Below are 25,776 nucleotides of genomic sequence, written 5' to 3'. Positions count from 1 at the left end.
GAGACCGAGACCCGGTTCATGGGCGGCATCGAGGACTTCACCGAGTTCCTCAGGGCCGGCATCAACGTGGTGGCCTCCGGCCCGGTGCTGCTGCAGTACCCGCACGGGATCCTGCCCGAGGAGATGATCGACGCCCTGGCCGCGGCCGGGCGCGACGGCGGGGCGACGCTGCACGTGGGCGGCATCGACCCGGGGTTCGCCAACGACGTCCTGCCGCTGGCCATGACCAGCCTGTCGCGGCGGATCGACCTGATCCGGGTCGGTGAGATCGCGGACTACTCGGTGTACCACCAGGGCGAGACCATGCGCCGCCTGTTCGGCTTCGGGCAGTCGATGGAGTCGCTGCCGCCGCTGCTGCGGCCGGGGATGCTCGCCGCCGGCTGGGGGTCGGTGGTCCGCCAGCTCGCCGCCGCGCTCGACGTGACCCTCGACGAGCCGCTGGTTGAGCGGCACGAGCGGCTCGCCGCCGACCGCGACCTGTCGCTGCTGGCGTGCGAGGTGCCTGCCGGCACGCAGGCCGCCATGCGGTTCGAGGTGGTGGGACAGGTCGACGGCGAGGACCGCATCATCCTGGAACACGTCACCCGCACCGCGCCCGACCAGGCCCCCGACTGGCCCCGGCCCGATCACGGGGACGGGTGCTACCGCATCGAGATCCGGGGCCAGCCGGAGATGCGGGTGGAGTTCACCCACTACGACTCCCACGGCGACCACAACGTCTCCGGCATGCTCGTCACCGCGATGCGGCTGGTCAACGCGGTGGAGGCGGTGGTGGCGGCGGATCCCGGAGTGGTCTACGCGAAGGACCTTCCGATGATCACCGGGCGTGGCTTAATGGGTGGATGAGATTCCTGCGCGCCGCGTCCGCGCTCACCGCCGCCGTCGCGCTCTCCCTGTCCGGGGTGGGCGCCGCGAGCGCCACGGATCCCGCGTCACGGGCCCCTCTGCCGGTGCCGTACAGCTTCCTCACCGGGGCCGCCATGGCGGCCGGGCAGCCCGGGGCGGAGCTGCCCGGCGCGAACGACTGGGGTTGCCGGCCGTCGCCCGCCAAGCCGCGACCGGTGGTCCTCGTGCACGGCACCGCCGGGGGAGCGGTGACCAACTGGGCGACCTACGGTCCGCTCCTGCACAACGAGGGCTTCTGCGTGTTCACCCTGACCTACGGCGCGCTCCCCGGCCAGCCGTGGCCGATCAACATGCTCGGCGGCCTCTCGGACATCACCGGGGTGTCGGTGCCGCAGGTCGGCGAGTTCATCGACCGCGTCCTGGCCGCGACCGGCGCAGAGCAGGTTGACCTGGTGGGTCACTCCCAGGGCACGCTGGTCTCGGGGCTGGTGGCCAAGGTCGGCAGGCCGGGCAGGGTGAACACCGTCGCGTCGATCGCCCCCCTGTGGGAGGGCGCGGGCGGGGGGATGCGCAGGTCGCTCGACGGCTTCCCCGCCGTCTCCGACCAGCTGGCCCGGATCCCCTCGCTGGCCAAGATGGCCCCGGGCTCGACGGTGCTACAGCTGTTGTGGTCGGGTGGGAGCCCGTACGCGCCCGGCGTGACCTACCTCAACGTGGCCACCCGCTACGACCAGCTGATCGTCCCGTTCACCTCGGGCCTGGTGCCGGGTCCGCTGACGACCAACGTCGTGGTGCAGGACGGGTGCGAGCAGGACCGGTCCGAGCACCTGGCCATCGCCTCCGACCCGCGGGCGGCGGACTTCGTCCTCAATGCACTCGACCCGGCGACCCCGCGGGTGCCGCGGTGCGAGGCCATCGCGCCCTATCTGGGCCCGGTCCCCTCCCTTCCGGGATCATGACGATCCGTCGGCCGGGCTCGGGGGTCGCGGGCCTGCTGGCGGCCGCCGCCCTCGTCGTCGTCGCCCCGGTCCGGGCCGGCGCCGACCCCATCGGGGCGGACCAGGTCCCGTGGCGGTGGTGGGACGGCGCGGCGTACCAGCTCACCCACGGGCTGGCCGACCCGCCCGGGATCAACCGCGACGACTGCCGGCCCACCCCCCGGCACCCCGAGCCGGTGATCCTCGTGCACGGCACCGGGCTCAACGGCGGCAACTCGTGGGCGACGTTCGGCGCCGCGCTGGCGGCCGAGGGCTACTGCGTGTGGGCACCCACGGTGGGCGCGCCGCCCGGGGCCGGTTCGACCGGGGGGCTCGACTCGCTCACCGGGGCCTCGGCGCCGCAGCTGGTCGCCGAGGTCGACCGCGTGCGAGAACTGACCGGGGCGGGGCGGGTCGACCTGGTGGGGCACTCCCAGGGCGCGATCGTCGCCTCGTACGTCGCGACCACGAGCCGGTCGGAGGCGGTGCGCACAGTGGTCACGTTGGGCGCGGATCCGGCGAAGTCGGGGGAGGGGCCGCCCGGGTTCGTCACCGACATCCTGGGGGTGTTGTCCGCCGAGACCTCCCGGCGCGACGCCGAGGCGACGCTCGCGTGGCTCGGCGACGAGGGCGTGCCGTTCGCGCGCGGCGTCCGGTACGTCGCCGTGGTCTCCGACTACGACGAGCTCACCGGGCCGGTCAGGGCTCCCGAGGTGCCGGACTTCGTGGACCTCACAGTGACCCGCCTGCAGGACGGCTGCGAGGCCGACCGCTCCGGACACCTGACGGTGCTCGCCTCGCCGCGCGCGGTGGATCTGGTGGTCGACGCGCTGGGCGGTACCGCCGACGCTGCCGACGCGAGGCCACCGAGGTGCGTCCCGGCCGACGGGATTCTCGGCGTCCTCGCGCCCGTCCCGCCGCGGTAGGGCGTCGGGGTCTCGGCGCGGGGCGAGCTCAGTAGTTCCAGTCGCCCTGGCCGTCAAAGGCGCCGAAGGGCCGGCCGGGGCCGTTCCTCACGATGATCGGGTCGCCGTTGCGGGAGTTCTCGTAGTACCACGCCGCGTCCGCCGGACTGATGTTGATGCAGCCGTGCGAGACGTTCCGGACGCCCTGGTCGGCGACCGACCACGGCGCGGAGTGGATGTAGATGCCGTCGTAGCTCATCCGGATGGCGTCGTTGACGATCGAGTCGTACCCGCCGTCCTCGATCCGCAGGCCGAAGGCCGCGGAGTTCATCCGGACGTTCCGCCCGCGCTGGCCGGTGTAGTAGACGCCGTTGTAGGTCTCCCAGCCGGGCTTCCCGGCGGAGGCCCTCATGGTGCGGACGGGCTGGCCGTTGCGGGTCACGGTGACGAGCTTGGTGCGGTCGTCGTACTCGGCGATCAGTGCGTCGCCGGTGCGGAAGGACTGCTGACGCTTGCCGCCGGCCCAGACGGTGACGGAGGTGTTGACCGGCCAGAAGGCGTGCGGGCGCCACCGCACCTCGGAGTCGGTGACCCAGTAGAACCTGCCGGCCACGGGGGGCTCGGTGCGGATGCCGATCGTGGCCTCGGCGCGCGCGCGGTCGGCGATGGGGCGGTCGAAGAAGAACATGACCGGTTGGGCGACTCCGACGACCTCGTTCGGGGTCGGGAAGACGTTGACGTCGCCGTACTCGGGCGTGGGACGGTCGGGCCCGACCACCGGGTAGGTCAGCACCGGCATCGCCCCGACGCCGGGGATGAGGGGGGTGAACACCGGGGCGTTCTCCAGTTGCGGGATCCCGGGCGGGCTCGGGGGCATCACCGACTGCGCGGTCGCGGCCGGGGCGAGGCCCGCGAGCAGTGCCGTCGCGGCGAGGACCGCGGCGAGGACTGGTGTCCGTGGCGAGGGGGTCATCGGTACTCCTGGGAACGGCGGGGGTGTCGTCAGCCTAGGCCAAGCATTCTCTTGGGATGTCGTGTGGCACAGCGATTGTGTTTCATGCGTCCTCGGTCGAGGGGCGGCGCTCAGTGGTTCCAGTCGCCCTGGCCGTCGAATGCCCCGAACTGCCTGCCCGGTCCGTTGATCACGATGAACGGGTCGCCGTTGCGGGTGTTCTCGTAGTACCACGCCGCGTCCTCGGGGCTGAGGTTGATGCAGCCGTGCGAGACGTTGCGCACCCCCTGGTCGGCCACCGACCACGGCGCGGAGTGGATGAAGATCCCGTCGTAGCTCAGGCGCACGCCGTCGTTGACCACCGTGTCGTAGCCGCCTGCGCCACGGGACAGGCCCCACGTCGAGGAGTCCATGCGGACCTCGCGGGCGCGCCAGCCGTTGTAGTAGACGCCGTTGTAGGTGAAGTAGGGAGCCCGGCCGGCGGACGCGCGCATTGTGCGCTCGGTCTTGCCGTTGCGGGTGACGGTGACGAGATGGGTGGCGTCGTCGTAGGTGGAGACCACGGCGTCGCCCGTACGGAACGTGTGCTCGCCGCCGCCGGCCCACACGGTGACCGAGGTGTTGGCTGGCCAGAACTCGTGCGGCCGCCACCGCAGCTCGGAGTCGCCGACCCAGTAGAACCTGCCCGCGACGGCCGGCGCGGTACGGACCGACACCGAGGCCTCCGCCCGGGCGCGGTCGGTGATCGGCTGGTCGAAGGTGACCATGATGGGCTGCGCCACCCCCACCGTCTCGTCACGGGTCGGGTACACCGCCGCGACCCCGGTCTCGGCGGTCGGCTTCCGCGGCGAGGCGACGGGGAGGGTGAGGACCGGCGCGGTCAGGCCGGGGAGTGCGGGTGTCCAGATGGGCGTCGTCTCCATGCCGATGGCGCCGGCCGACCCGGAGACGGACTGCGCGGACGCGACGGGGGAGAGTCCGACGACGAGGCCGGCCGTGGCCACCAGGGTCGCGATCGAACGGGTTCGGCGGGACATCGTTCTCCTTCGGCACGCGGACACGACACTGGACCCCATGAGTCACGACAGTAACACCTGCCACTTTGGCCACAGAACCTCGACGGGGGTGGCGGGGTCGATTCCGGGGTCGATTCCCCTGCACTCGCGCCCGCCTCCGCTCGCCCGCGCCGGCCGCCGGACCTCGGGTCGAGGCGCGCGCAAGTGAAGGTAGGTTCGCTAGGAAAGAAGTATTGAGCAATAGTCAACTCGAATCTCCAGATCAAGTTCTTGATTCGGGCGGGCGTGCAACATATTATCGACGCAGTCGCCGATGTTGGGGGATGCGGTGGCGATGAGGGGCTGGTCGTGGATCGCCGCTCGTGGGGGTGCGGGCCGGCCGAGAGGGTGGGAGCGGCGTCGGATGCTGGGGGGCTCCGGCGCCGTTCCCCTTTGCCGATGGACCGGAGACCTCGTCAGTCGAGGATCTGGTTGGCGATCCGGTGGAGACCGGCGAGTGCCCGCGCCTCCGCCTCCGGTGACCGTGGGGTGCCCGGCCTGATCAGCGTGAGGTGCCACAGGTCGCTGTCGGCGACGAGGATCGTATGGACCTCGACGCCGCCACCCGTCGGCGCCGCCACGCAGTCGATGTACGGCGAGCCCAGGTCCGGTCGCACCGGCGCGGGGGCCCCGGGAGCGCCGGCGGCGGCACCCTCCACCGACGACGCGCCCTCGCCGCGGATCCCAGAGCACGCATAGCGGGCCCCGAGCAAGGCCGACTGGCCGGCGAGCGCGGCCCGCGAACCGCCGAGCGGTTTGACGACCCCCACCGCCACGCTGTCGGGCACGTAGTCGGGGTCGGGGTCGGTGTCGGCCGTGGTGGGTGTGGCCGCCGTGGTGGTCGACGTCGCCGTGGTGCCGGTCGCTCCGGCCTCGGTGTCCCCCGATGCAGCCTCCACGCGCTCCGCCTCTTCACGCTCTGCCTCTTCACGCTCTGCCTCTTCACGCTCTGCCTTTTCGCGCTCCGCCTCTTCACGCTCTGCCTCGTACCGCTCCGGCGAGCCCGGGCCTCCGTAGGTGCACAGCAAGCCGAGGTCGCCCGAGCCCGTGGGCTCGACGTCGGGCATGTCGGCGCCGGTGAGCGCGATGACACGGGCGGGGGTCAGGTCGAGGAGTTCGCAGGCGTTGAGGCGCATCGCGGGGGCGGGCCGACCGTCCAGCATCGAGGCGGCGATCTCGGGCTGCGGGTTCGGCGACAGTCTCGGCGGGCCGGAGTCGGCCGCTCCGGAGAACCCGAGAGAGGAACACCCCGAGAATGCGGCCGCAGCGGTGAGCATCCCCACGGCCCGGATGAGTCGTCCCCCCGTAGCCGCGCGGGGTCGCTGCGATCGCATGCGACGATCCTACGTCCCGGTCCCGACCGGACCCGCGGTCAGTCGTCGGGGGCGTCGAGCGTCACCGACCGGGCGATGGCCTCGAACGCCTCCTGGATGCGGTGCTCCAGCTTCGCGCCGGACTGGTCGGTGCGCCAGCGCTCGACCGCGACCCGCAGGATCGCGATGGAGGCCGCGGCCACCGTCACCGCGTCGGCCGACCCCGGGGACCTGCCCTCACGTCGGGCCACCAGGGCCGCCACCCGCTCCTCGGCCCGGTCGAGGATCTCGTGAACCTCGCTGCGGATCCCGGGCTCTCGCCGCCACATGTCGTGGAACTTGTCGAACGCCGAGCTCTGACGGCGGGCGTTGGACACCTGCAGCCAGAGCAGTCGCGACAGAGCGGTCATGGTCGGGACGGAGAAGTCGGTGAGGAACTGCTCGATCGCCTCGTCCTGGGCGGGGATCATCTCCGGGATGCAGGCGGCGACCTTGGAGGGGAAATAGTTGAAGAACGTCCGGCGGGACACGTTGGAGGCCCTGGAGATCTCGTCCACCGTCACGGCGTCCAGCCCGCGCTCGAGCACCAGGTCGAGCGCGACGGCGGAGATGGTCTCCCTGAGCTCGCGCCGACGGTCGTCCGCGCTGTCGTTGCCGTTCGGCCGGCCGGTCGCGGCGGTCATGGTGTCGCCTCCCGGTCGGTGAGGATGAAGGTCGATCGGTGTACTCAGGTCGATCGGAGTACTTAGTACGGGTAACCCTACCCAGCGGGCGGGCACCTATCCTGGGCGTCATGCGTATCGCCTCCGGGGCTCTTCCCGCGACCGTGTCCGTCGTCCTGCTGGGAGTGCTCGCGGGGTGCGGTGGCGCGGTGCCAGAGCCTGCTGCGGAGAGGGGGACGATCCGGACCGCCCCGCCGCCGAGCCGCGAGCCGGAGGTCCTCGAGCCCGAGCCCGTGGCGGAGGCCGACTGCCCGTATCTGTCCCTCGACGAGGTGTCCCGTCTCAACGGGGAACTGGCCACGAAGGTGCGGATCGACGACCGCGTGGACCCGGCGGCGTGCTTCTTCTACAGCTCCGACGGGGCCGTGCAGCTCACCACCACCGTCTTCACGGCGGGGTCGGCGGAGGCGGCCACCCGGTTGGTCGACGAGTCCGCCCCCGTCGGGGAGTCCGAGCGCTCGGACATCGGGGGCGGATGGACCGGGGGCCGGACCGGCGGCGCGGGCGGAGCCCTGGTCGTCCTGGCCCGCGGCACGCAGGTCCTCGCGGTGCAGTCGACCCAGGAACAGTCCGTCAAGGTCCAGCGGGTGGCCGAGCTCGTGGCGCCGCGGGTCGTCGCCTGACCGGCGCCGCGGTCGGGATCAGTCCGGGTCAGCCAGGGTTGCCGACGGACACGTCGGAGTAGGGCATGAGTGCATCGACCGCCGGGAAGACGACCTCCATGAGGAGGAGGACGACCGCGGCGAGAAGGGCCAGGACCAGCACCACCCGGAGTGGAGTGGGGCCGGGGAGCTTGCCGTAGAGCCACGCGTACACGCGCTCACCCCCTCAGTTCGTCGGGGACCACGCCGTCCACGCGCGGCTCGGTCCGGTCGAGCACCGCGTGGACGACGAGCCGTTCCGCCGCGGAGTACTGGGGATGGCACGTGGTGAGCGTGGTCAGCGGCAGCATCTCCGGGGTTGCGGGCCCGGGGTGGCCCGGTACGGCGTCGATCACCCGGACGTCCTCCGGTCGGACGATCGACACGCCGGACAGCCACTCGTACGGCCCGGAGGTCGCGCGGTCGGCGACGTCCGCGGGCAGGCAGCCGGCGGCCTGGGCCCGGGCGGTCGCCCGGTCGGGCGCGTCGACGGGCAGGACCCGGTAGATCAGCCACTCGTCGGCGGTGGCGTACACGAGCGCGTCGCAGGTCCGCAGCGCGTCGAGGTCGTTGAACGGCGACCCCCGGCCCACCCGGTGCCCCGCGACGGCGAAGTTCCCCGGCTCTCCCGGGGCCTGCGTCTCCGTGTAGTGTCCCGGCCCGATCTCCAGGGCGGCGCCGTCGGTGCCGGAGACCACGGCGAACCGGTAGTCCGATCCGAAGGCCGGGATGTAGAGCCGGGCGAACGCGGTGCCGGTGAGCGGCTCGTCGGTCACGGGCTCCCCGCCGCTTCGGGGGTTGTGTCCCGCCGCCCACCGCTGTTCCAGCTCGGCGTCCGCGGACGATTGGGCGCGCGCCGCGCCGAGGTCGGTCCACCACACCTGATAGACCACGAAGAGCGCCAGCACGACCCCGACCGTGATGAGCAGCTCGCCCAGTACGCCCACCGTCCGCCTCACGAGGACTCGGTGACCAGCCCCAGGATGAGCTCGGCCATGCTCCGAGCGGTCATCGCCGTGGTCCGGACCTCCCCCAGCATGGCCGCGGTGACGGACCCGTCGTGGAGGATCGCCAGCCGGTCGGCGAGGTCCGTGATGTTGTCCGGATCCTGCAGTCCCATGCCGGCGAGTTCGGCGCGGAGGGTGGCTGCCACCCAGGTCCGCTGATCCGCGACGGCTGCGCGGATGGCGCGCTCGCCGTCGGTGGATGGCCGGGGGAACTCGATCGCGGCGGCGAGGTGGCAGGAACCGGGGGTGGCGGGTTCGACCCGCTCCCGGACGATGTCGAACAGGGCGAGGATCCGGCCGCGAGCGTCGGGCGAGGCGTCCGCGCGCCGCTGCCACAGGGCCCGGTCGCGCTCGGCCACGGACCTCAGGTACGCCACGACGAGCTCGTCCTTGGACCCGTAGGTGTTGTAGAGGCTGGCCTTGGCCACACCCGCCTCGCGGAGGATCCGGTCGATGCCCACGGCGCGGATCCCGTTGGTCGAGAACAGCCGGGTCGCCGTGGCCAGGAGTCGCTCCCGCGGCCCGGGCTTGGTCGACCGTGTGCTCGTCACAGTGGACAGACTATCGGCTGTGACCCCCAGCACGTCGGGGCCGGTGCCGCGGGAGGCGGCACCGGCCACCGAGGTCATGCCGGTGGCTGCCCGCCGGCGGTGGGCGGGGTGTCCGAGGCGCGGCCGGTGAGGAACTCGCCGGCCTTCTCCTGGACGGTGTCGGTGTGCTTGGCGTGCTTGCCGCCGGTCTTCTGGTCGAAGAGGTCTCCGGCCTTGTCGACGGCGACCTGGACCTTATCCGGGTTCTTGCTGGCGAAGCTCTTGATCTTGTTGAGGAAACTCACTGTGGGACCTTTCTCGTGGTGGGCGGGTGGGCTATGAGCCGACGGCCCGGCCCGGTGATGCCGGGGCCGGGCCGTCGGAGGTGTTCCGATCGAGAACGATCAGACGCGGGTGCCACGCTTGCTGCGGCCGGAGATGAGGCTGAAGAGCCAGATCACCAGGCAGGCGCCGACGATCGCGGCGATGACGCCGGGGATGGAGAAGGCGTCCGGCATCGCGGAGCCGCCGGTGAAGAACGACACGATCCAGCCCACGATGAACGCGCCGACGACGCCGGCGACGATGTTGGCGCCGATGCCCATCTGGGCGTCACGCTTCATGATCTTGGAAGCGATCCAGCCGGCGAGCCCGCCGATGATGATCCAGGCGATGATGGTTCCCATGTCGATTGGTCCTTTCCCGAGAGTCGATCACGGCCCCGGACGGGCCGCCTCTACAGGAGAACACGTCGGGACCATGATCGCCTCCGGTGGGAGCGTGTGTGCTGTTAAACGTCGCTCATTCGTTACCGGATTGGTCAGGCGAGGTCGGCCGAGTCGGGGTTCTTCTCCACGTACCGCGCGACGAACGAACACGCCGGGCGGACCCGCAGCCCCTCCTCCCGGGTCATCCGGAGGGCCTCGCCGACCATCGTGCCCGCGAGCCCCCGGCCACCGAACTCCTCCGCGACGACGGTGTGGGGGAACGTGCGAACCCCGTCCGCGTCCCCGTAGTCGGCGTACCCGGCCACCACGTCGTCCACCACGATCTCGAACCGGCCCGCGGCCGCGTCGCGCCTGACCTCGATCGTCTCCCCGGCGCTCATCGGTTCGACTCCGGACGGACGACCATGACCGGGCACGGTGAAGCCTGCAGGAGCGCCCGGCTGGTGGATCCGAGAACCATGCCGGTGAAGCCGCCGCGCCCGTGGGAACCGACGACGACGAGCTGGGCGTCCTCGGACTTCTCCACGAGGGCGCGGACCGCACGGTCGCGCGTGACAAACCGTTCGATCGTGACGTCGGGGTAGCGGTCGGAGAATCCGGCGAGCCGCTCGGACAGGGTCTCGAGCTGCTGCTCCTCGAGCTGCTTCCAGTCCTCCTCGGTGAGGGCGATGCCGGCGGCCGCGGCCTGGACCTGCGGGTCCATCCACGTGTGCACGGCGATGAGGGTGGTGTTGCGGGCGGAGGCCTCGGCGAACGCCCATTCCGTGGCCTTGGCGCTGATCTCCGAGCCGTCGATGCCCACGACGACGGGTCCGGTGCGGTCGAGGTCGTCGGTGTCCTCGCGGGTCACCACGACGGGGCAGAACGCGTGGCTGGCCACGGAGGCCGAGACGGAGCCGAGGACCATGCCCTTGATGCCGCCGAGGCCGCGGGAGCCCAGGACGATGAGCTTGGCCTGGCGGGAGTAGTCGATGAGGACCTGCGACGGGTTGCCCTCGACGATCACGTGGGAGACCTCGATGCCCGGCGCGACCTTGAGCGCGGTGGCCCTGGCCTGCTCGACGATCGGCACGCACTCCCTCTCCAGCTCGTCGTAGACGGGCTGCGGCGGGATCATCCCCTCGGCGAACATGGCCGCGGGCATGGTGTAAGAGGTGACCAGGACGAGCGGGATACCACGCGTGGCGGCGGTGTTGGCGGCGTAGGCGACGGCGCCGGTCGACGCCGCCGACCCGTCGATACCGACGACTACTGAATTCTCGAGATGAGCCATGCCCCGAGGGTACCGCCGCCCCCGGTTGGCGGAGGGGGCTTTACAACTCGTCCGGGAACGGGGCGTTGGACGGGTACGCGAGGGTGAAGCTGCCCTGGAACGCCGGGAGGACGGCGCGGCCGGGGCCGAAGAGGAAGAAGTCGACGACGGCGTCGATCATGAAAACTCCCGGGGTACGAGTGACGGGTGGGGCATGTGGTGCGAGATTGGAGTGTAGCCCAGCGACTACACTCCGCACATGCAGAAGCCCCGACGGCCCCGCCGTCCGCTGCCGCTGCGCGACGGCGTCGATCCGGTCAGGATCCGGCTGGCCGACCCCGGACAGGGGCCCCGGAGCATCCCCGAGGAACTCCGGAGGCGGTTTCCCGACCGGCTCGCCGAGCTCGAGGCGGCCCTGGCCGCGGGGCAGGTCGTCACCGCCGACGGGGAGCCCGTCACCGACGCCACGCGGCGGCGCCGGGGGATGGACGTGTGGACGTACCGGACCCCCGCGCCCGAGGTGCCGGTGCCGTTCGAGATCGGGATCCTGCACCGGGACGAGCGCCTCGTCGTCGTCGACAAGCCGCACTTCCTCGCCACCACGCCGCGCGCCGGGCACGTCACCGAGACCGCGCTGGTCCGGCTCCGCCGGGATCTCGGGCTGGACGACCTGGCGCCCGCCCACCGGCTCGACAGGCTCACCGCCGGGGTCCTGGTCCTCACCGTCGACCCCGCCCACCGCGGTGCCTACCAGGAGCTCTTCGCCGCGCGACGGGTCGACAAGACCTACCTGGCCGTCGCGCCGGCACCGGTCGGCACCCCCGAGGTGCGGGAACGGTCCAGCCGGATCCACAAGACCCGGGGGATCCTCCAGGCGGCGGAGGTCCACGGCGAGCCCGACGCCCACACCCGGATCACCCTGCTCGAGGCGCGCGGCACCGGTGCCGATCGGCTCGGCCTGTACCGGTTGGAGCCCACCACCGGGCGCACCCACCAGCTCCGCGTGCACATGAACGCGCTGGGCACGCCGATCCTGGGTGACGACCTCTACCCCCGGGTGCGCGCGGTCGGGCCCGCCGACTTCTCCCGGCCGCTCCAACTCCTCGCGGAGGTGATCGGGTTCACAGACCCCGTGTCCGCCGAGAAACGCCAGTTCAGGACCCGCAGGACGCTCGAGTCGTGGCCGCCCGGGTAGGCCCGGGGCGGAAATCAGGGCAATCCCCTGTCGGCACCGGCTCCGAACTCCTGCATGCTTTAGGACGACGACCATGATCCAGGGGAGCAGATGACCACGCAGGCCGAGACCCAGCACCGAGCCGAGGGCGCGGCGTACGCAGCCGTCGCCACCGACCTCGTTATGACCTACGGAGACGGCGAGACCGAGGTCCGGGCGTTGGACCACGTCAGCGCGTCCTTCGAACGCGGGCGCTTCACCGCGATCATGGGCCCGTCGGGCTCCGGCAAGTCCACGCTCATGCACTGCATGGCGGGCCTGGACCGGCCGACGTCCGGGTCGGTCCGGATCGGGGACACCGAGATCGTCGGTCTGGCGGACAAGGAGCTCACCGCGCTGCGGCGGGACCGGATCGGGTTCGTGTTCCAGTCCTTCAACCTGGTCCCCACCCTGACCGCCGAGGAGAACATCACCCTCCCGCAGGACATCGCCGGGAACGCGATCGACCGCGAGTGGTTCGACGAGGTGATCGGACGCCTGGGCATCGCGGACCGGCTCTCGCACCGGCCGTCGGAGCTCTCCGGCGGACAGCAGCAGCGCGTGGCGTGTGCCCGTGCGCTGGTCGGGCGGCCGGACATCCTGTTCGGCGACGAGCCCACCGGCAACCTCGACTCCACCTCGTCGGCGGAGGTGCTGTCGATCCTGCGCAGCGCCGCGGACGACTACCAGCAGACGGTCGTGATCGTCACCCACGACCCCCGCGCGGCCACCTACGCCGACCGCGTCCTGCTGCTCGCCGACGGCCGGGTGGTCCGCGAGCTCGAGCATCCCACCGCCGACGACATCCTGGCGGCCATGGGCGCCCTCGAGGAGCGGTGATGGCAGCCACCCGCCACCCCCGGCCGATGCTGCGGGTCTCGCTCCGCAACATCGCCGCGCACAAGCTGCGCCTCGTGCTCTCGGTGCTCGCCGTGGTCCTGGGCACCGCGTTCGTCACCGGGTCGCTCGTGTTCACCTCGACCCTCAAAGCGACCTTCGACGGCCTGCTCGACCAGGGCACGCAGGACCTGTCGGCCATGATCGAGCCCGAGGACCCCCGTGGCGGCGGCGTGCCGTTCACGGTGGCCGAGCGCGCCCTCGAACTGCCGGGCGTCCAGGCGGCCACTCCCGGCGTCTCCGGCACGGTGGTCCTGTTCAACGCCGACGGCACCCCGTACCAGTCCGGGGGCGCTCCCTCGGAGGGGCTGGAGTGGGTCGAGCCCGACCAGGCCGTGGGGAGCAGCAGCTGGATCGCGGAGGGGCGGGCCCCGACGGGTCCGGACGAGGTCGTGCTCCCCGTATCGGTGCTGGACAAGGCCGGTCTGGCGATCGGCGGCTCCGCGCGGGTGTACACCACCTCCGAGGGGATGCTCGACGTCACCGTCGTCGGCACGTCCGCCAACGAGACCGACGTGGGCGGATACGTCGGGGTCGGGTTCTCCTCCGAGCGCGCCCGCCAACTGTTCACCGACGGGGTCAACGCCAGGAACGTGGCAGTGCAGGCCGCGCCCGGGGTGAGCCAGGAAGAGGTGCGCGACACCCTCGCCGCCGAGTTCCCCGGGTACACGGTGAGCACCGGCGCCGAGGTCAAGGAGAAGCTCTCGGAGCAGCTCTCGACCATCCTCGACTTTGTCAACTACTTCTTCGTGGCCTTCGGCCTGGTCGCGCTGCTCGTGGGCACGTTCATCATCTACAACACCTTCTCCATGCTCATCGCACAGCGCCTGCGGGAGTTGGCGCTGCTGCGGGCGATCGGCGCCACCCGCGGGCAGCTCACCCGGTCCGTGCTCGCAGAGGCCGCGCTCACCGGCCTCATCGGGTCCGCGATCGGAGTGCTGGCCGGGTTCGGTCTGGCCAAGGCGATCTTCGCGGTTCTCGAGGCCTTCGACCTGGGCATCCCGTCGGGGGCCCTGGCGCTCACGCCGATGTCGGTCGTCACCCCGCTCGCGCTGGGCTTCGTCGTGACCGTGTTCTCCGCGTGGGCCCCGGCCCGCCGCGCCGGACGCGTCGCGCCAGTCCAGGGCATGCGCGTGGGCTCGGCCTCGACCGAGGCGGGTGGGGCCTGGCGCACCTCGGTCGGCGTGATGGCCGTGGTCAGCGGTGTGCTGCTCGCCCTCATCGGCACCTGGCAGGACACCACCAAGAGCGGCGCGATCACCGTGGGCATCGGTGCGGCCGCCCTCATCGTGGGCAGCTTCCTCGTGATGCCGGCCCTGGCCAAGCCCATCGCCGGCGGGATCGGCAGACTCATCGGCGCGCCCTTCGGGGCCGTCGGGAAGCTCGCGGCCACCAACGCCGGCCGGAACACCCGCCGTACCGCGGCGACGGCCTTCGCGCTCACCCTCGGGCTCACCCTGGTGGCGGCGTTCGGGACCCTCGGTGCCACGACCAAGGAGAGCATCAGCGGTCTCATCGACCAGGGGATCAACGCCGACGTGATCGTCCAGGGAGTGGCCTCCCAGGGGCCGCCGACCCCGCTGGCCGGCGGGATCGAGGAGCAGATCGCGGGAGTCGACGGGGTCGGCGAGGTGGCCTGGCTGGCCTTCGGATTCGGCCGTCTCGGCGGCGAGCCCCAGGCGATCGCGGCCGCCGGCGGGCCCGTCGAGGACCTGCTCCGGGCCACCGTGGTCGACGGCTCGCTCGAGCCGGGGGCCGACTCGCTCGTCGTCTCGCAGGAGGTCGCCCGCGACAAGGGGTGGACCATGGGCGCGCGGGTCCCGCTGGTGGGGCCGGACGGCTCCGAATCCACGCTCCGGGTGACGGGCGTGTACAAGGACGCCCAGATCCTCGGGCAGTTCTACACCGGTATGGACGTCTACGACCGCCTGGTCCCCGAGAGCCTCCGCTCCACCGCGATCGTGCTCGCCAGGGCGGCCCCCGGCACGTCCCCCGACCAGGTGCTGGCCAACGTCACCGGGGAACTCGCCGAGACCCCGATCGCGACCGTGCAGAGCAAGCAGCAGTACATCGACGCGCAGTCCGGCGGGATCGACCAGCTGCTGACGATCATCTACGCACTGCTCGGGCTCGCCCTGGTGATCGCCGTGCTGGGCATCGTCAACACCCTCGCGTTGTCGGTGATCGAGCGGCGCACGGAGATCGGCATGCTGCGCGCGGTCGGGATGCAGCGGTCGCAGATCAGGCGGACCATCAACCTCGAGTCCACCCAGATCGCGGTGTTCGGGGCGCTGATCGGCGCGGCCGTCGGCGTCTACCTGGGGTGGGCGTTCGTGTCCGTCCTCGCCGACAGCGGCCTGAGCGAGACGACCATCCCGTGGGGGACCATCGGGATCGTCCTGGTCTGCTCGGCGGTCGTCGGGGTGCTGGCCTCGCTGTGGCCCGCCCACCGGGCGGCCATGACCGGCCCACTCGAGGCGATCGCCGACTGACGGCGTCCTATCGCCGCAGGCCGAAGAGGTTGCGGGCACCCCGGTGCTCGTGCCGGGCGAGCACGGCGCCGAGGATGTCGGCGTCGTGCTTGGGGTCGATCTCGACGTGGGCCAGGCGCCCCATGGTCCGCTCCCAGAGCAGTCCCTCGAACACGGTGAGCAGGTCGAGCGCGGCGACCGCGGGGTCGCGGAGGCCGGCCGCGTCGAGCGCCCCCGCGAGGTCGGTCGGGTCGAGGAGCGCGGCCACCAGGTCGGTGGTGTCCTGCTTGCCGGTGAGCTCCACGATCAGCGCGGACCGTGCCGCGAGCTCGCCGCGGTAGTCGGACAGCAGTCCGTCGATCATGCGGTTGAGCGTCGACAGGAGGTCGTCGGCGTCGGAGGAGGCGAGGTCCTGGATGCCGGAGACCTCGACGAATCCCCGCAGCAGCGAGGTGAGGCGGTCCACCGTGAGCGCGAGGAGCTGCGCTCGGGTGCGGCAGTAGTACGAGGTGGAGCCGGACGCCAGCCCGGCCTCGGAATCCACGGCGCGGTGGGTGAGCGCTCGGACACCGTCCCTGGCCACCACCTCGATCGCCGAATCGGCGATGAGTATGCGCCGGTCCTCCATAGTGGCTCCCGTCGTCGTGTGTCGTGTGGCTCGACCGCTGTAGCGCGGTCGTCGACGAATCCCGCCGACCCGTGCGTCAGCCTATCGCCGGTTCCCCGTCGAGGGCGCCGAAACAACAGCACGCCCCGACACCTGATTCGGTGTCGGGGCGTGCGCTCGGGGAACCCGGGTGGTTCAGGCCGCCGAGGAGACCTCGCCGGCCCGGCGGCTGCGCTTGTACCGCATCGCCGTCTGCAGTCCGGCGCGCCGGCCCTCCTGCGTCGGGAGCGGCTTGGGCAGGTCCTCGAACATGCGCTCGGAGTGCGTCTCCGGGGCGTCATCCGCGGTGGCGCGCAGCATGTGGTCGGGCAGCGACAGCTTGGCGATGGTCCGCCACGTCTTGAAGTACTGGACCGGCAGCGGGCCCGCCACGTAGGGCAGGTCGTACTTGCGGCACACCTCACGTACGCGGACCGACGCCTCGGCCAGGCGGTTGGACGACATGTCGGGGTAGATGTGGTGCTCGATCTGGTACGACAGGTTGCCCGAGAGGAAGTCGACGACCGGACCGCCGGTGATGTTGGCGGACCCGAGCATCTGACGCAGGTACCACTCCGCCTGCGTCTCGTTCTCGACGTCCTTCTTGGTGAACTTCTCGGCACCGTCGGGGAAGTGCCCACAGAAGATCACGGCGTTGGTCCACACGTTGCGGATGCCGTTGGCCACCAGGTTCGCGGTCATCGTGGACTTCCAGCCCTTGCGGGACAGCGCCGGGTAGAGGACGTAGTCCTTGGCGAGCTGCCGGCCGGCCTTCTTGGCGAACACGCCGACCTTCTGCATGGTCTCCCGGCGGTCGTCGCGACCCTTGGCCACCTTGCCCAGCTCGAGGTGCTGGATGCCCACGCCCCACTGGAACAGGAGCGCGAGGGCGGCGTTGTAGACGATGTTCCCGTAGAAGAACGGGTGCCAACGCTGGTCACGGGTGACGCGGAGGACGCCGTACCCCACGTCGTCGTCCAGGCCGACGATGTTGGTGTACTTGTGATGGATGTAGTTGTGGGTCTGCTTCCAATGCTCGGCGGTGCCCACGATGTCCCACTCCCACGTGGTGGAGTGGATCTCCGGGTCGTTCATCCAGTCCCACTGCCCGTGCATGATGTTGTGCCCGAGTTCCATGTTCTCGACGATCTTGGAGACTCCCAGCGCCCCGGCTCCGATCGCCCACGCGGTCTTGTTGCGTGACCCGAGCATCAACAGCGCGCGGGAGCCCACCTCGAGTGCGCGTTGGAAGCGGATCGTGTTGTGGATGTAGGCGGAGTCCCGCTCGCCCAGCGATCCGATGATGTCCTGACGGATCTCCTCGAGTTCCGCACCGAGGGCCTCGATGTCGGATTCGGTGAGATGCGCGAATTCCGGGATGTCGGTGATTGCCATGAACCTACGGTATCGTAACTTACGGTCGCGTAGGTAGAATTCGTGGTGTGAGTCACAGTGGAGACGATTCGATTCTGCCGCAGATGTCACGGTTGTGTAACGTCGGCTGGGTTCGCGGCGACATAGTGGTTGTCGCGTGTCGAGGACTCGACTCGTCTTTCCAGAACTGCCGCAGTGCGAATCGCAGATCGAACCACCGAGGGGAACAGCCATGAGCAACGCCAACGACATCTTCCTGCAGGCCATCCAGCCTGTCGTCGACATCTTCTGGACCCTGGTGTGGAGCGCCACCGGCTCGACCCTGAGCGTGCCCCGCCCGGTCGCGCCCACCAAGTGACCGACCTCCCCGGACAGTACGGCTAGCACGGGACAGATCCAGAACAGCGCCGGCCCGCCTCTCGCGCGAGAGGCGGGCCGGCGCTCGTCGGATCAGATGCCGAACCGCTCGCTGCCACCGAGGTCGACGGGGATCGACGCGCCCGTGATCCCCGCGCCGGCGTCGCTACACAGGTAGACGGCCATCGAGGCGATCGCCGAAGCCTCGACCCACGGCACCGGCAACTGGTTCATGCCGCTGAACGTCTCGGCCGCGTCCTCCAGGGTCGTCCCCTCGCCGCCGGTCATCATCGCGATCATCGACGGGTTGTCGATCATCGGGGTCCGGACGTTGCCCGGGTGGATCGAGTTGCACCGGACGCCGGAGAAGCCGAGCTCGCCGGCGAGCGACTTGGCCAGGCCGCGGACCGCCCACTTGGAGGTCGTGTAGCTGGCGGTGAACGGTGCGCCGCGCAGGCCGACCATCGAGCTGATGAGAACCACCGCGCCTCCCCGGCCGGTGGCGAGGATGTGCGGGATCGCCACCGTCGTGGTGACCCAGGTCCCCTTGAGGTTGATGTCCAGTGTGGTGTCCCACTCCGCCTCGCTGCGTTCCCACGAGGCGGCGGGCGTCGGCGAGACCCCGGCGTTGGCCACCACGAAGTCGAGTCCCCCGAGCTCGGCGACCCCGGCGTCGACGGACTCCCGCATCCCGGCCAGGTCCCGGACGTCGACCTCCGCGGTCACGCACCGCCGGCCCCGGGCCCGGACCGACTCCGCGGTCGACTCGAGGTCCTCCGGCCGCGCCATCGCGTAGGGGACCGTGTCGATGTCGCGGCACAGGTCCAGGGCGATCACGTCGGCACCGACGGAGGCGAAGGCCTCGCAGTGCGCACGGCCCTGCCCGCGAGCCGCTCCGGTGACGAGTACGACCCGCCCGGTCAGGTCGGGCGGGGTGATGGCAGGGTTCGACATGGTGGGTCTCCTCGGGTGATCGGTGGCGGGCCCTGCGGGGTCGTCCGCCCTGCGGCATGCTGGAAGTCAACTTAGACAAACAGACAGGTAGTGATCATCATGCTGCAACGGACACTTGTTCTAGTGGATACCTCGTATCTACTGGCTAGCTTCTACAACTCGTGGGAGGAGGGTGCGCGAGGCCAGCTGGAGGTGTCGCTGGCCACGGTCGTGCACCGTTTAGATCAGGTCGCCCACGGTCTGGTGGACCAGCCCGTGCAGAGGCAGAACTGGTACGACGGGATCCCGGACTCCGGGCCTCACCGCTACCAGCGGACCCTGCGGGTGATCGAGGGTGTTCAGCTGCGGGCGGGGCAGCTGATCGAATGGGGCGATCGCCGAACGCAGAAGGCGGTGGACACCCTTCTCGTGGCGGACATGATCCAGGCTGCGTACAAGGGACACTGCTCGGACATGGTTCTGGTCACCGGTGACGCGGACATGATCCCCGGAGTCCGGGTGGCGGTCGACGCCGGGGTGCGCATGCATCTGGTGGGTTTCGGGTGGGACTCCATCTCGTCGGCCCTGCGACACGCCTGTGACACCACGACGGTCCTGGATCCGCGGACCGACTTCCACGATGCGATGCAGATCAGGGTTCTCGAGGGGCCGATCCCGCCGAAGGTGCGGTTCACGTCGGAGCGGCCCGCCACTCCCGGCGACGAGGCCGGGGAGCCCGAGGGATCGGGCACGGTGGGGCTGGTCGAGGCCGACCTCCGATCCGATCGCGCCGCAGCGACCTCCGTCGCCGACGAGACCAGGCTGACGATCGCCGACGAGGAACGGGCCGCGGACGCCGAGGAACTCGCCGCCGACGAGCAGGAATGTGCAGTGCTCATCGAGGCGCAGGATTCCGACACTCCGGCGGGTCCCGACGTCGTCCCAGAGGTGAAGGCGACGACCGGACCGACCCGTGAGGCACCCGCGACGGTCGACCAGCCGCAGCCCCAGCACCAGGACCAGCACCAGGACCAGCCCCAGCCCCAGCACCAGGTGCCCGGCCCCGGCCCGCAGTCCAACGGGTCGTCGCGGCCCAGCCCGTCGATGATGAAGCCGCATCGTCGCCCGCTGCGCTCCAAGTTCGTTCCGCTCTCGGAGGAGGTCTGGACCTCGTCCGGTGAGCAGACGCCGTTCGACGTGGGCCAGCAGTATGCCACCTGGTGGTACGAGCAGGCCGCCACCGAGGACCAGCGGGATCAGGCGCACCTGCTCTCCGGGGGTGTGCTCCCGCCGGGCATCGACCGTCCGCTGCTGCAGTTCGCGTGCCAGATGCTGAACGAGTTCACCCTGACCGAGGCGCAGCGGGTCCGGCTCCGCGACGGCTTCCACGAGGGGATCCGAGCGGTTCTGCTCAAGCACCGCTGAGTCAGAACGGCGGTGGGTCGTCATCTGGGATGTCGTCCGAGATGTCGGCCCGCGCCGACTCGATGTTGCTCCGTCGTTCGGCGGCGAGGCGGCAGGCTCGGCGGAACCAGTGGGTGCTGAGGGGCCGGGGGTGGAGCCACGGCCGCATGAGGGCGGACAGGTCCACGTCGGTGGTGCCGGGCCCGCCGTCCTGGCCCGTCCGCCTGCGCCACCTGGCCAACGGGCCGTCGGGGAGGGTGGTGATGGTGTGGCCGGAGTCGGTAATGACCGTGAGGGTCCCGTCGCGGTCGAGTTGGTAGAACCATTCGTGGAAGGTCTTGAACCTGTGGTGCCGGCGACACAGGCACATCAGGTTGCGCTCCTCGGTCTGGCCGCCCCGCGCCGGATCGCCGTGGTCGAAGGGCCGGCAATGGTCCACGTCGCAGTCCTCCGCCGGAACCGAACAGCCGGGGTGCCGGCAGGTGCCGTCGCGGAGCCTGACGGCTCTGGCCAACTCGGCGCTGATGCGATACCTGCTCCTGCCCTGGGCGGAATCCGCGGAACCCGGTTCCGGGTTCGGGACGGTGATGGTCGCTCCCACGCTCCGGGCGAGCAGGGCGATGAGGGCGTCGATCGTGGCCGGACCGCCGCGGGGGAGGTACACCTCGGGCTCATCGCCGGGACCGGACGGGGCCAGCACGGTGACATTCAGCCGGATCTGGGGCCCGGGGTTCGCCTGCTGCTGCTCGCCCTTCGCCTCGCCCGCGCCCTCCCCCTCGTCGGACGGGGCGGTCGTGCCCGGGGCGGTCGTGCCCGGGGCCGTCGAACCCAGGGGGGTCGAGCCCAGGACGGCCTCGACCAGGGCATCCGCCCGGCGTTCGTCGAGGGTGGTGGGGTCGCTGTAGTCGGCCGACGGGTCTGCCGACCGGCGCGCGGCCTCGACCCTGGCCGCTCTCTCCCGCTCGGCCACGTCCCGGGCGGTGGCGTCCAGCGTCTTCCTGATGGCCTCCGCCTCGGTGGAGGACAGGAGGGCGTGAAGGTCCGCCATGCCGTCCACGCCGCGCCGGACCCGGACTCGGCGTTCACGCACTGCGGCCCTGCATCGCGCCAAGACCCCCGCTGGGTCGAAGGAGGCGATGATCTTGTCCGTCATGGACAGGATCGCGTTGCGGCCGGGACGATCCCCCGACTCGATCGACGCGACCAGCCAGTCCACGACCAGGCGGTGCACATTGTCGAGAACCGACGGGTCGACCGTCCTCATGTGGCGGGTGAGCAGGGTCGCCGTGGCCTCGTCCAGGAGGCCGTCCTCCATCGCCTCGACGATCCCGGGGAAGCTGAGCACGAGGGTGCGGGCCTGGGTGAGCATGGCCGAGGCGCGATTGTGGTGGGCCCCGTAGACGGCGACGACCTCCGCGCACGCCACGTCGAAGGGGTCGAGAACCGCGTGATCGCGCGGGCGCTCAGGGCCGTCGGGGTCGTAGTAACCGGCCTCGAGGTCGCGGACGAGCTGTTCCTCCTCGCACAGATCGAGTAGCTCATGGCAGGCGCGCACTCGGGCCGCGGCGGCGCGGTTCTCCGCACGGAGCGCTTCCATGGCGGCGCGACCGGCCGCCGCCACGCCCGCCGTCCGCCCCGCCGTTGTTCCTGCTGTCGCCACCGACCCCACCTCCTCGCTCCGGTCGTCGAATCGCTTGTACGTTCGATATGGCAACACCCTAGCAACGGGGTACGACACAACCCGTCCACCTGCGGATATCCGGTCGGCGGGCGACGGGCGGGAGAGGGCAGGGAGGGGCGCCGGCCGAGCCTCCACCGCCAAGCACCGACCGGTAGTGCCCGGACAGGCCGGGGTGGTGGTCCGGCCCGAAGCGGGGTGCGTCCGGATCCCGGCCCGCCTCGTCGTCGTAGCCCTCGATCCTCACGGTGAGGAGCCACCCGTCGGGGCCGGTACGGACGACGACGAGGCCCGGCGCCTCGCACGCCTCGACCTCCACCCCGTCGGCCGGATCGCCCGATCGGTGACCGCCGCCCACGGCTGCCCGCGCGAGACGGGCGGCCTGCGCGTGAACACGACGGACCCGGCCTCGGCGAGTCGGCCGGAGGCCGTGGGTCTGGCGGGCCTGGCTGGCGTGGGGGGCAGGGCGGCTCCTCGCGGCTCGGCTAGTCCCTGGTGTCCCGGGGCAGGGTGGGGTCCGAGGGGGTCGTGGAGCCCGACTCCGGTTCTGCGACGGCGGGGTCGGAGGCGGCGGGATCGGGGGCGGCCGACGGCTCGGTCCCCTCGGTCAGCTGACGGTCGGTGCCCGCGTCGGCGCCGCCGGTCAGGCCCATGGAGGCGCGGATCTGTTCGAGCTTGGACCGGCCCTCGGACTCGCGGATGTGGGCGGCGGCGTCGAGCTGGGCCGTGGACATGGCTCCCGTGGCCTCGGCGAGTTCCTGCTTGCCGAGCGCCGTGGTGTAGCGGCTCTCGATCTTGGCGCGGATCTCGTCGAAGGTGGGGGAGTTGCCGCCACCGACGCCCTCCAGGGTGGTCATGGATTCGGTGGTCCGGTGCTGCATCTCGGCCTGCGTGGCCTGGAGCAGGAGCTGGTCCTCCTGTGCGAGGGTCTCACGCAGTCGGTGCTCGGACTCCTTCACGGCGTGCTTGGCCTGCTCCGCGGCCTGGACCGCCTGTCCGTGCAGCTGGCGGGTGTTCTCCAGGTCCTGCTCCACCATCACCAACCGCCCGGCCAGCTGCTCGGCCTGCGCGTCGAACCGGGCGGCCTTGGCGGTGTCGCCCTCGGCGCGCGCGGACTCCGCCAGCTGGAGTGACTGCCGGACCTGCCCCTGCACCTCGTCGAGTTGGCGGGCCTTGGTACCCATCGCGATCTCGAGCTGCTTGGCGTTGCCGATCACCGCGGCCGCCTGATCCGCCACGGACTTGTGCTGCTCGCGGGCGTTGTTCATGGCCTGGTGGACGAGGATCTTGGGGTCCGCGGCGTCGTCGACCTTCTTGTCGAGCGAGGCCTTGAGATAGTTCCAGCCCTTGGAGAACGGGTTCGGCATGGCGGGGTCCTGACTGTCGCGGCGGGTACTACCTCTTGACGGTACCGAGCAATGCGGCCACCGGCAGGGCGGTTCGCGGCAGGTACGGCTGGCGCCACAGCCCGCCCGACGCCGCGCCGTGCGACTCGTGCTCCCACTGGACGGTCACGTCCGGTCGCCCCACGTTGAGGTCGTGGACCATCATCGCCGCGAGGAGCGCCGACGAGGTGGCGGCCTCGAAGATCTCGATGCCGAACGCGTGGGCGCCCTTGTAGGTGGCCGCGAGGATCTTGTTCTTGGTGACCGAGTGCGTGTTGGTGGCCGGGGCCACGTTGACGGAGACGGTGTGGCCGTCGGCGAAGGCCGCGGTGGCGCGCCAGCGTTGGACCCGCTTGGCCAGCGTGTAGTTGGGGCCCTGCTGGGGGACCAGTGCGTCGTGCACCGCCGGGCCGGTTCCGGGTTCGTAGTTGCGGTGGAAGACCCTGCCGCCGGTGAGGGTGCCGACGATCTTCTTGACGTCCGTGGGCCTGCGCGCCGCCAGCGCGGCATCGGAGGCCTCCCGCACGTCCGCCGGGACCACGAAGGTGTCCATCGGGGTGGCGAGGTAGGCCAGGGCGTCGGCGGTGGAGTCGGAGAGCAGGTCCACGACGAGCGCGTCGGCCGCGGAGGAGAGCTGGACGTGGGTCCCGCCGTCGGCGTAGAAGTAGCTGCCCACGGTCAGCGGGGCGGGGGCCGCGGATCGGGCCCACGCCGCCAGCTCGGGGAGCTGGGTGAGCAGATCGATGCCCGGGCGACCGGTCTCGTCGGTCGGGATGTGGAGCCGGCCGGCGAACTCGGAGGCCTCCCCGCGGAAGCGGTCCCACACCGGGCTGGAGGGCAGATCCACGCCCAGGACATCGGCACCCCATCGCAACAGCGGGCCCGCCGGCCCCATCTCCGAGCCGAGGCCCAGGACGAGCATGCTGCGGCCGGGGAGCGAGAGCCACTCGGGGTTCTCCTGCACCACCCTGAGCGCGGCCGCGCAACTCGGTTCGATCACCCCGTCGCGGACCCATGTGTCGAGTCGGCGGCGAAGTGCCTCGCCCGACAGGTTCTCGCCACGGTAGGGGATGGAGAGCTCGCGCGCGGGGGTCGCCGTGCCCTGGATCGTCTCGATGCCAGGGGTGGAGGACGAGGCGACGACGGCGAGGTAGTCCGACATCGGGGTCTCGATCATCTCTCCGTCCGCCTCGTGGACGCCGACCATGCGGGACTGCAGCGAGCGGAGGGCCGCCCGTGCCACGCCGTCCCACTTCGCGGAGTCGGCCACGCCCACTTCAACCATCCGGGTGAAGGGCTCGATGTACCCCTTTCGCCAGTCCTTGATCCCCCCGACCCGCTCGGCAGCCACCGGGTCCACGGCGGCCAGGGCGTCGGCAACGACCTGCCTGGCGAGCCGCCCGGTGGAGCGGTTCCCATCGGGTTCCGTGGGGAACTGGACTCCGGTGATGCTCGCTGACATGGCGCTCCTAGATCGGGGGCAAAGAAATTGAGGGAGACCTCAAGTTTGCCAAGAATGAGGCCCGGTTGTGGCCTCCCCGGGGCGAGCCGGAGAGAATTTGATTAGAAGTGATCAATCTCACTAGAACGTGTTCCTGGGGCATTTCGTAAACGGATGTTCACCGAGCCGGGTCTAGGTAATTCGAGGTTGGCGACCGAAAGCCGCTGCAGCACAGTAACTAAGGCGTTCCCGGCGAAACATGAAGCAACTCTCGTGTCTGGGCGTTCGCTGTGTCAAGAGGCAACTTCTTGTAACACCTTCAGAAAAGTGCCCGATAGAGTGATCACACGATCCGACGGCGGAGGCGATATGCCGCGCGCCGGACCGGGCGACAGGGGAAGCCGGGTCGCCGGGTCGTCAAAATCAACGGAAGGCAGTCTCTATGAAGAACTCCAAGCGGATGGTTGCGGTTATCGCGGCGTCCGGACTCGGGCTGGGATCCATGCCCGGTGTTGCCAGCGCGCAGAGCGTTGAGATCGGCATCGGTGTGGGTGCGGTGGTTGGTTCCGTCGAGCTCGGTGCGGCGCTCGGCTCGACCGGAGACGTTGACTCCTCCAGCCTGCCCTCCGGCTCGCAGGACCCGACGGGTTCGCTGGACAAGATCACCACGGGTTCGGGTGACACCAGCTCGGTGACCGAGTCGCTGTCCGGTGGCTCCAACGAGCTCGGTTCGGTGACCGAGTCGCTGTCCGGTGGCTCCAACGAGCTCGGTTCGGTGACCGAGTCGCTGTCCGGTGGTTCGGAGGAGCTCGGTTCGGTGACCGAGTCCTTGTCCGGTGGTTCCCTTGCCTCGATCATCTCGGAGCTGGGTTCTGTCACGGATTCGCTTAGTGGCGGTTCGGAAGAGCTGGGTTCGCTGACGGATTCGCTGTCCGGTGGTTCGGAGGACCTCGGTTCGGTGACGGAGTCGCTGGGCACGGGCTCGGACACGGAGTCGCTGTCCGGTGGTTCGGAGGACCTCGGTTCGGTGACGGAGTCGCTGGGCACGG

Annotated in this window: 27 protein-coding genes; 10 read left to right on the top strand and 17 right to left on the bottom strand. The window is 70.8% G+C overall.

Annotation, left to right across the window (positions count from 1 at the left end; all coding sequences use genetic code 11):
- From Q0444_RS15080 to Q0444_RS15070, 3 genes are all read left to right on the top strand, one after another.
- The coding region (locus Q0444_RS15080) for a diacylglycerol kinase (RefSeq protein WP_299023818.1) at nucleotides 1-846 on the top strand (846 nt) is incomplete at its 5' end.
- The gene (locus Q0444_RS15075; RefSeq protein WP_291084127.1) at nucleotides 843-1,805 is read left to right on the top strand and encodes a triacylglycerol lipase; all 963 of its coding nucleotides are present in this window, start codon (nucleotides 843-845) and stop codon (nucleotides 1,803-1,805) included. The genes Q0444_RS15080 and Q0444_RS15075, both read left to right, overlap by 4 nt.
- Nucleotides 1,802-2,749: a triacylglycerol lipase gene (locus Q0444_RS15070; RefSeq protein ID WP_291084131.1), complete on the top strand. Its 948-nt coding sequence runs from the start codon at nucleotides 1,802-1,804 to the stop codon at nucleotides 2,747-2,749. The genes Q0444_RS15075 and Q0444_RS15070 overlap by 4 nt, the downstream gene beginning before the upstream one ends.
- 28 nt (nucleotides 2,750-2,777) lie before the next feature.
- On the opposite strand, the gene Q0444_RS15065 is transcribed toward Q0444_RS15070, so the two are convergent.
- The 4 genes from Q0444_RS15065 to Q0444_RS15050 form a co-directional block, all read right to left on the bottom strand.
- Nucleotides 2,778-3,701, bottom strand: coding sequence for a L,D-transpeptidase (locus tag Q0444_RS15065; protein WP_291084133.1), 924 nt, complete (start codon nucleotides 3,699-3,701; stop codon nucleotides 2,778-2,780).
- Between the two features lie 110 nt (nucleotides 3,702-3,811).
- Nucleotides 3,812-4,717 carry an Ig-like domain-containing protein gene (locus Q0444_RS15060; RefSeq protein WP_299023815.1) on the bottom strand — a complete coding sequence of 302 codons (906 nt, stop codon included), beginning with the start codon at nucleotides 4,715-4,717 and terminating at the stop codon, nucleotides 3,812-3,814.
- Between the two features lie 434 nt (nucleotides 4,718-5,151).
- The gene (locus tag Q0444_RS15055) at nucleotides 5,152-6,069 is read right to left on the bottom strand and encodes a hypothetical protein (RefSeq protein WP_299023813.1); all 918 of its coding nucleotides are present in this window, start codon (nucleotides 6,067-6,069) and stop codon (nucleotides 5,152-5,154) included.
- 38 nt (nucleotides 6,070-6,107) lie between these two features.
- Nucleotides 6,108-6,731, bottom strand: a complete 624-nt coding sequence (locus Q0444_RS15050; RefSeq protein ID WP_291084138.1) for a TetR family transcriptional regulator — start codon at nucleotides 6,729-6,731, stop codon at nucleotides 6,108-6,110.
- 110 nt (nucleotides 6,732-6,841) lie between these two features.
- Here Q0444_RS15050 and Q0444_RS15045 point away from each other — a divergent pair, with 110 nt between their 5' ends.
- Nucleotides 6,842-7,393, top strand: coding sequence for a DUF2020 domain-containing protein (locus Q0444_RS15045; RefSeq protein WP_299023811.1), 552 nt, complete (start codon nucleotides 6,842-6,844; stop codon nucleotides 7,391-7,393).
- A 28-nt stretch (nucleotides 7,394-7,421) separates the two neighbouring features.
- Here Q0444_RS15045 and Q0444_RS15040 read toward each other — a convergent pair whose 3' ends face one another.
- From Q0444_RS15040 to Q0444_RS15010, 7 genes are all read right to left on the bottom strand, one after another.
- Complete coding sequence (locus tag Q0444_RS15040) at nucleotides 7,422-7,586, bottom strand: hypothetical protein (RefSeq protein ID WP_291084145.1); 165 nt, start codon at nucleotides 7,584-7,586, stop codon at nucleotides 7,422-7,424.
- A 4-nt stretch (nucleotides 7,587-7,590) separates the two neighbouring features.
- Nucleotides 7,591-8,370: a class E sortase gene (locus Q0444_RS15035; RefSeq protein WP_291084148.1), complete on the bottom strand. Its 780-nt coding sequence runs from the start codon at nucleotides 8,368-8,370 to the stop codon at nucleotides 7,591-7,593.
- The gene (locus Q0444_RS15030) at nucleotides 8,367-8,969 is read right to left on the bottom strand and encodes a TetR/AcrR family transcriptional regulator (protein ID WP_291084151.1); all 603 of its coding nucleotides are present in this window, start codon (nucleotides 8,967-8,969) and stop codon (nucleotides 8,367-8,369) included. The genes Q0444_RS15035 and Q0444_RS15030 overlap by 4 nt, the downstream gene beginning before the upstream one ends.
- Nucleotides 8,970-9,043: 74 nt before the next feature.
- Entirely contained in the window at nucleotides 9,044-9,253 is a 210-nt protein-coding gene (locus tag Q0444_RS15025) for an antitoxin (RefSeq protein ID WP_291084154.1), read from the bottom strand.
- A 99-nt stretch (nucleotides 9,254-9,352) separates the two neighbouring features.
- Nucleotides 9,353-9,634, bottom strand: coding sequence for a GlsB/YeaQ/YmgE family stress response membrane protein (locus tag Q0444_RS15020; RefSeq protein ID WP_291084156.1), 282 nt, complete (start codon nucleotides 9,632-9,634; stop codon nucleotides 9,353-9,355).
- A gap of 134 nt (nucleotides 9,635-9,768) precedes the next feature.
- Nucleotides 9,769-10,056: a GNAT family N-acetyltransferase gene (locus Q0444_RS15015; RefSeq protein WP_291084304.1), complete on the bottom strand. Its 288-nt coding sequence runs from the start codon at nucleotides 10,054-10,056 to the stop codon at nucleotides 9,769-9,771.
- Nucleotides 10,053-10,949: a universal stress protein gene (locus Q0444_RS15010; RefSeq protein ID WP_291084307.1), complete on the bottom strand. Its 897-nt coding sequence runs from the start codon at nucleotides 10,947-10,949 to the stop codon at nucleotides 10,053-10,055. The genes Q0444_RS15015 and Q0444_RS15010 overlap by 4 nt, the downstream gene beginning before the upstream one ends.
- Before the next feature lie 238 nt (nucleotides 10,950-11,187).
- Here Q0444_RS15010 and Q0444_RS15005 point away from each other — a divergent pair, with 238 nt between their 5' ends.
- From Q0444_RS15005 to Q0444_RS14995, 3 genes are all read left to right on the top strand, one after another.
- On the top strand, nucleotides 11,188-12,123 hold the full coding sequence (locus Q0444_RS15005) for a pseudouridine synthase (protein WP_291084310.1): 936 nt from the start codon (nucleotides 11,188-11,190) through the stop codon (nucleotides 12,121-12,123).
- 90 nt (nucleotides 12,124-12,213) lie between these two features.
- Nucleotides 12,214-12,981 (top strand): ABC transporter ATP-binding protein, encoded by a 768-nt coding sequence (locus Q0444_RS15000; RefSeq protein ID WP_291084314.1) that lies wholly within the window; start codon nucleotides 12,214-12,216, stop codon nucleotides 12,979-12,981.
- Nucleotides 12,981-15,530, top strand: coding sequence for an ABC transporter permease (locus Q0444_RS14995; RefSeq protein ID WP_291084317.1), 2,550 nt, complete (start codon nucleotides 12,981-12,983; stop codon nucleotides 15,528-15,530). Before Q0444_RS15000 ends, Q0444_RS14995 begins: the two co-directional genes overlap by 1 nt.
- 7 nt (nucleotides 15,531-15,537) lie before the next feature.
- On the opposite strand, the gene Q0444_RS14990 is transcribed toward Q0444_RS14995, so the two are convergent.
- A complete protein-coding gene (locus tag Q0444_RS14990; protein WP_291084320.1) occupies nucleotides 15,538-16,137 on the bottom strand; it encodes a TetR/AcrR family transcriptional regulator in 600 nt (199 codons plus the stop codon).
- Nucleotides 16,138-16,311: 174 nt separating this feature from the next.
- Nucleotides 16,312-17,550: an acyl-CoA desaturase gene (locus Q0444_RS14985; protein ID WP_291084323.1), complete on the bottom strand. Its 1,239-nt coding sequence runs from the start codon at nucleotides 17,548-17,550 to the stop codon at nucleotides 16,312-16,314.
- Nucleotides 17,551-17,761: 211 nt separating this feature from the next.
- Here Q0444_RS14985 and Q0444_RS14980 point away from each other — a divergent pair, with 211 nt between their 5' ends.
- On the top strand, nucleotides 17,762-17,887 hold the full coding sequence (locus tag Q0444_RS14980) for a hypothetical protein (protein ID WP_291084325.1): 126 nt from the start codon (nucleotides 17,762-17,764) through the stop codon (nucleotides 17,885-17,887).
- Nucleotides 17,888-17,979: 92 nt separating this feature from the next.
- On the opposite strand, the gene Q0444_RS14975 is transcribed toward Q0444_RS14980, so the two are convergent.
- Nucleotides 17,980-18,840 (bottom strand): mycofactocin-coupled SDR family oxidoreductase, encoded by an 861-nt coding sequence (locus tag Q0444_RS14975; RefSeq protein WP_291084327.1) that lies wholly within the window; start codon nucleotides 18,838-18,840, stop codon nucleotides 17,980-17,982.
- 99 nt (nucleotides 18,841-18,939) lie between these two features.
- Here Q0444_RS14975 and Q0444_RS14970 point away from each other — a divergent pair, with 99 nt between their 5' ends.
- Nucleotides 18,940-20,244, top strand: a complete 1,305-nt coding sequence (locus Q0444_RS14970; protein WP_299023803.1) for an NYN domain-containing protein — start codon at nucleotides 18,940-18,942, stop codon at nucleotides 20,242-20,244.
- 1 nt (nucleotide 20,245) lies between these two features.
- Here the strand turns inward: Q0444_RS14970 and Q0444_RS14965 are convergent, their stop codons facing one another.
- The 3 genes from Q0444_RS14965 to Q0444_RS14955 form a co-directional block, all read right to left on the bottom strand.
- Nucleotides 20,246-21,883, bottom strand: a complete 1,638-nt coding sequence (locus tag Q0444_RS14965; RefSeq protein WP_299023801.1) for an HNH endonuclease signature motif containing protein — start codon at nucleotides 21,881-21,883, stop codon at nucleotides 20,246-20,248.
- Between the two features lie 503 nt (nucleotides 21,884-22,386).
- On the bottom strand, nucleotides 22,387-23,268 hold the full coding sequence (locus Q0444_RS14960) for a PspA/IM30 family protein (protein WP_291084334.1): 882 nt from the start codon (nucleotides 23,266-23,268) through the stop codon (nucleotides 22,387-22,389).
- Between the two features lie 28 nt (nucleotides 23,269-23,296).
- On the bottom strand, nucleotides 23,297-24,748 hold the full coding sequence (locus Q0444_RS14955; RefSeq protein WP_299023799.1) for a hypothetical protein: 1,452 nt from the start codon (nucleotides 24,746-24,748) through the stop codon (nucleotides 23,297-23,299).
- Between the two features lie 439 nt (nucleotides 24,749-25,187).
- Here Q0444_RS14955 and Q0444_RS14950 point away from each other — a divergent pair.
- The coding region (locus Q0444_RS14950) for a hypothetical protein (protein WP_299023797.1) at nucleotides 25,188-25,776 on the top strand (589 nt) is incomplete at its 3' end.

The sequence above is a fragment of the uncultured Dietzia sp. genome (genome assembly GCF_937873725.1).
In the GTDB taxonomy this organism is placed as follows: Bacteria; Actinomycetota; Actinomycetes; order Mycobacteriales; family Mycobacteriaceae; genus Dietzia.
This window is presented reverse-complemented; position numbering and strand designations above follow the sequence as displayed.

Bases quoted from the DNA above. Each gene is read 5' to 3' on its own strand.
- Q0444_RS15010 (WP_291084307.1), bottom strand. From the start codon at position 10,949: ATGGCTCATCTCGAGAATTCAGTAGTCGTCGGTATCGACGGGTCGGCG.
- Q0444_RS15005 (WP_291084310.1), top strand. From the start codon at position 11,188: ATGCAGAAGCCCCGACGGCCCCGCCGTCCGCTGCCGCTGCGCGACGGC.
- Q0444_RS15055 (WP_299023813.1), bottom strand. From the start codon at position 6,069: ATGCGATCGCAGCGACCCCGCGCGGCTACGGGGGGACGACTCATCCGG.
- Q0444_RS15015 (WP_291084304.1), bottom strand. From the start codon at position 10,056: ATGAGCGCCGGGGAGACGATCGAGGTCAGGCGCGACGCGGCCGCGGGC.
- Q0444_RS15075 (WP_291084127.1), top strand. From the start codon at position 843: ATGAGATTCCTGCGCGCCGCGTCCGCGCTCACCGCCGCCGTCGCGCTC.
- Q0444_RS14975 (WP_291084327.1), bottom strand. From the start codon at position 18,840: ATGTCGAACCCTGCCATCACCCCGCCCGACCTGACCGGGCGGGTCGTA.
- Q0444_RS14990 (WP_291084320.1), bottom strand. From the start codon at position 16,137: ATGGAGGACCGGCGCATACTCATCGCCGATTCGGCGATCGAGGTGGTG.
- Q0444_RS14985 (WP_291084323.1), bottom strand. From the start codon at position 17,550: ATGGCAATCACCGACATCCCGGAATTCGCGCATCTCACCGAATCCGAC.
- Q0444_RS15065 (WP_291084133.1), bottom strand. From the start codon at position 3,701: ATGACCCCCTCGCCACGGACACCAGTCCTCGCCGCGGTCCTCGCCGCG.
- Q0444_RS14980 (WP_291084325.1), top strand. From the start codon at position 17,762: ATGAGCAACGCCAACGACATCTTCCTGCAGGCCATCCAGCCTGTCGTC.
- Q0444_RS14970 (WP_299023803.1), top strand. From the start codon at position 18,940: ATGCTGCAACGGACACTTGTTCTAGTGGATACCTCGTATCTACTGGCT.
- Q0444_RS15070 (WP_291084131.1), top strand. From the start codon at position 1,802: ATGACGATCCGTCGGCCGGGCTCGGGGGTCGCGGGCCTGCTGGCGGCC.
- Q0444_RS15060 (WP_299023815.1), bottom strand. From the start codon at position 4,717: ATGTCCCGCCGAACCCGTTCGATCGCGACCCTGGTGGCCACGGCCGGC.
- Q0444_RS14955 (WP_299023799.1), bottom strand. From the start codon at position 24,748: ATGTCAGCGAGCATCACCGGAGTCCAGTTCCCCACGGAACCCGATGGG.
- Q0444_RS15020 (WP_291084156.1), bottom strand. From the start codon at position 9,634: ATGGGAACCATCATCGCCTGGATCATCATCGGCGGGCTCGCCGGCTGG.
- Q0444_RS14995 (WP_291084317.1), top strand. From the start codon at position 12,981: ATGGCAGCCACCCGCCACCCCCGGCCGATGCTGCGGGTCTCGCTCCGC.
- Q0444_RS14960 (WP_291084334.1), bottom strand. From the start codon at position 23,268: ATGCCGAACCCGTTCTCCAAGGGCTGGAACTATCTCAAGGCCTCGCTC.
- Q0444_RS15050 (WP_291084138.1), bottom strand. From the start codon at position 6,731: ATGACCGCCGCGACCGGCCGGCCGAACGGCAACGACAGCGCGGACGAC.
- Q0444_RS15000 (WP_291084314.1), top strand. From the start codon at position 12,214: ATGACCACGCAGGCCGAGACCCAGCACCGAGCCGAGGGCGCGGCGTAC.
- Q0444_RS15045 (WP_299023811.1), top strand. From the start codon at position 6,842: ATGCGTATCGCCTCCGGGGCTCTTCCCGCGACCGTGTCCGTCGTCCTG.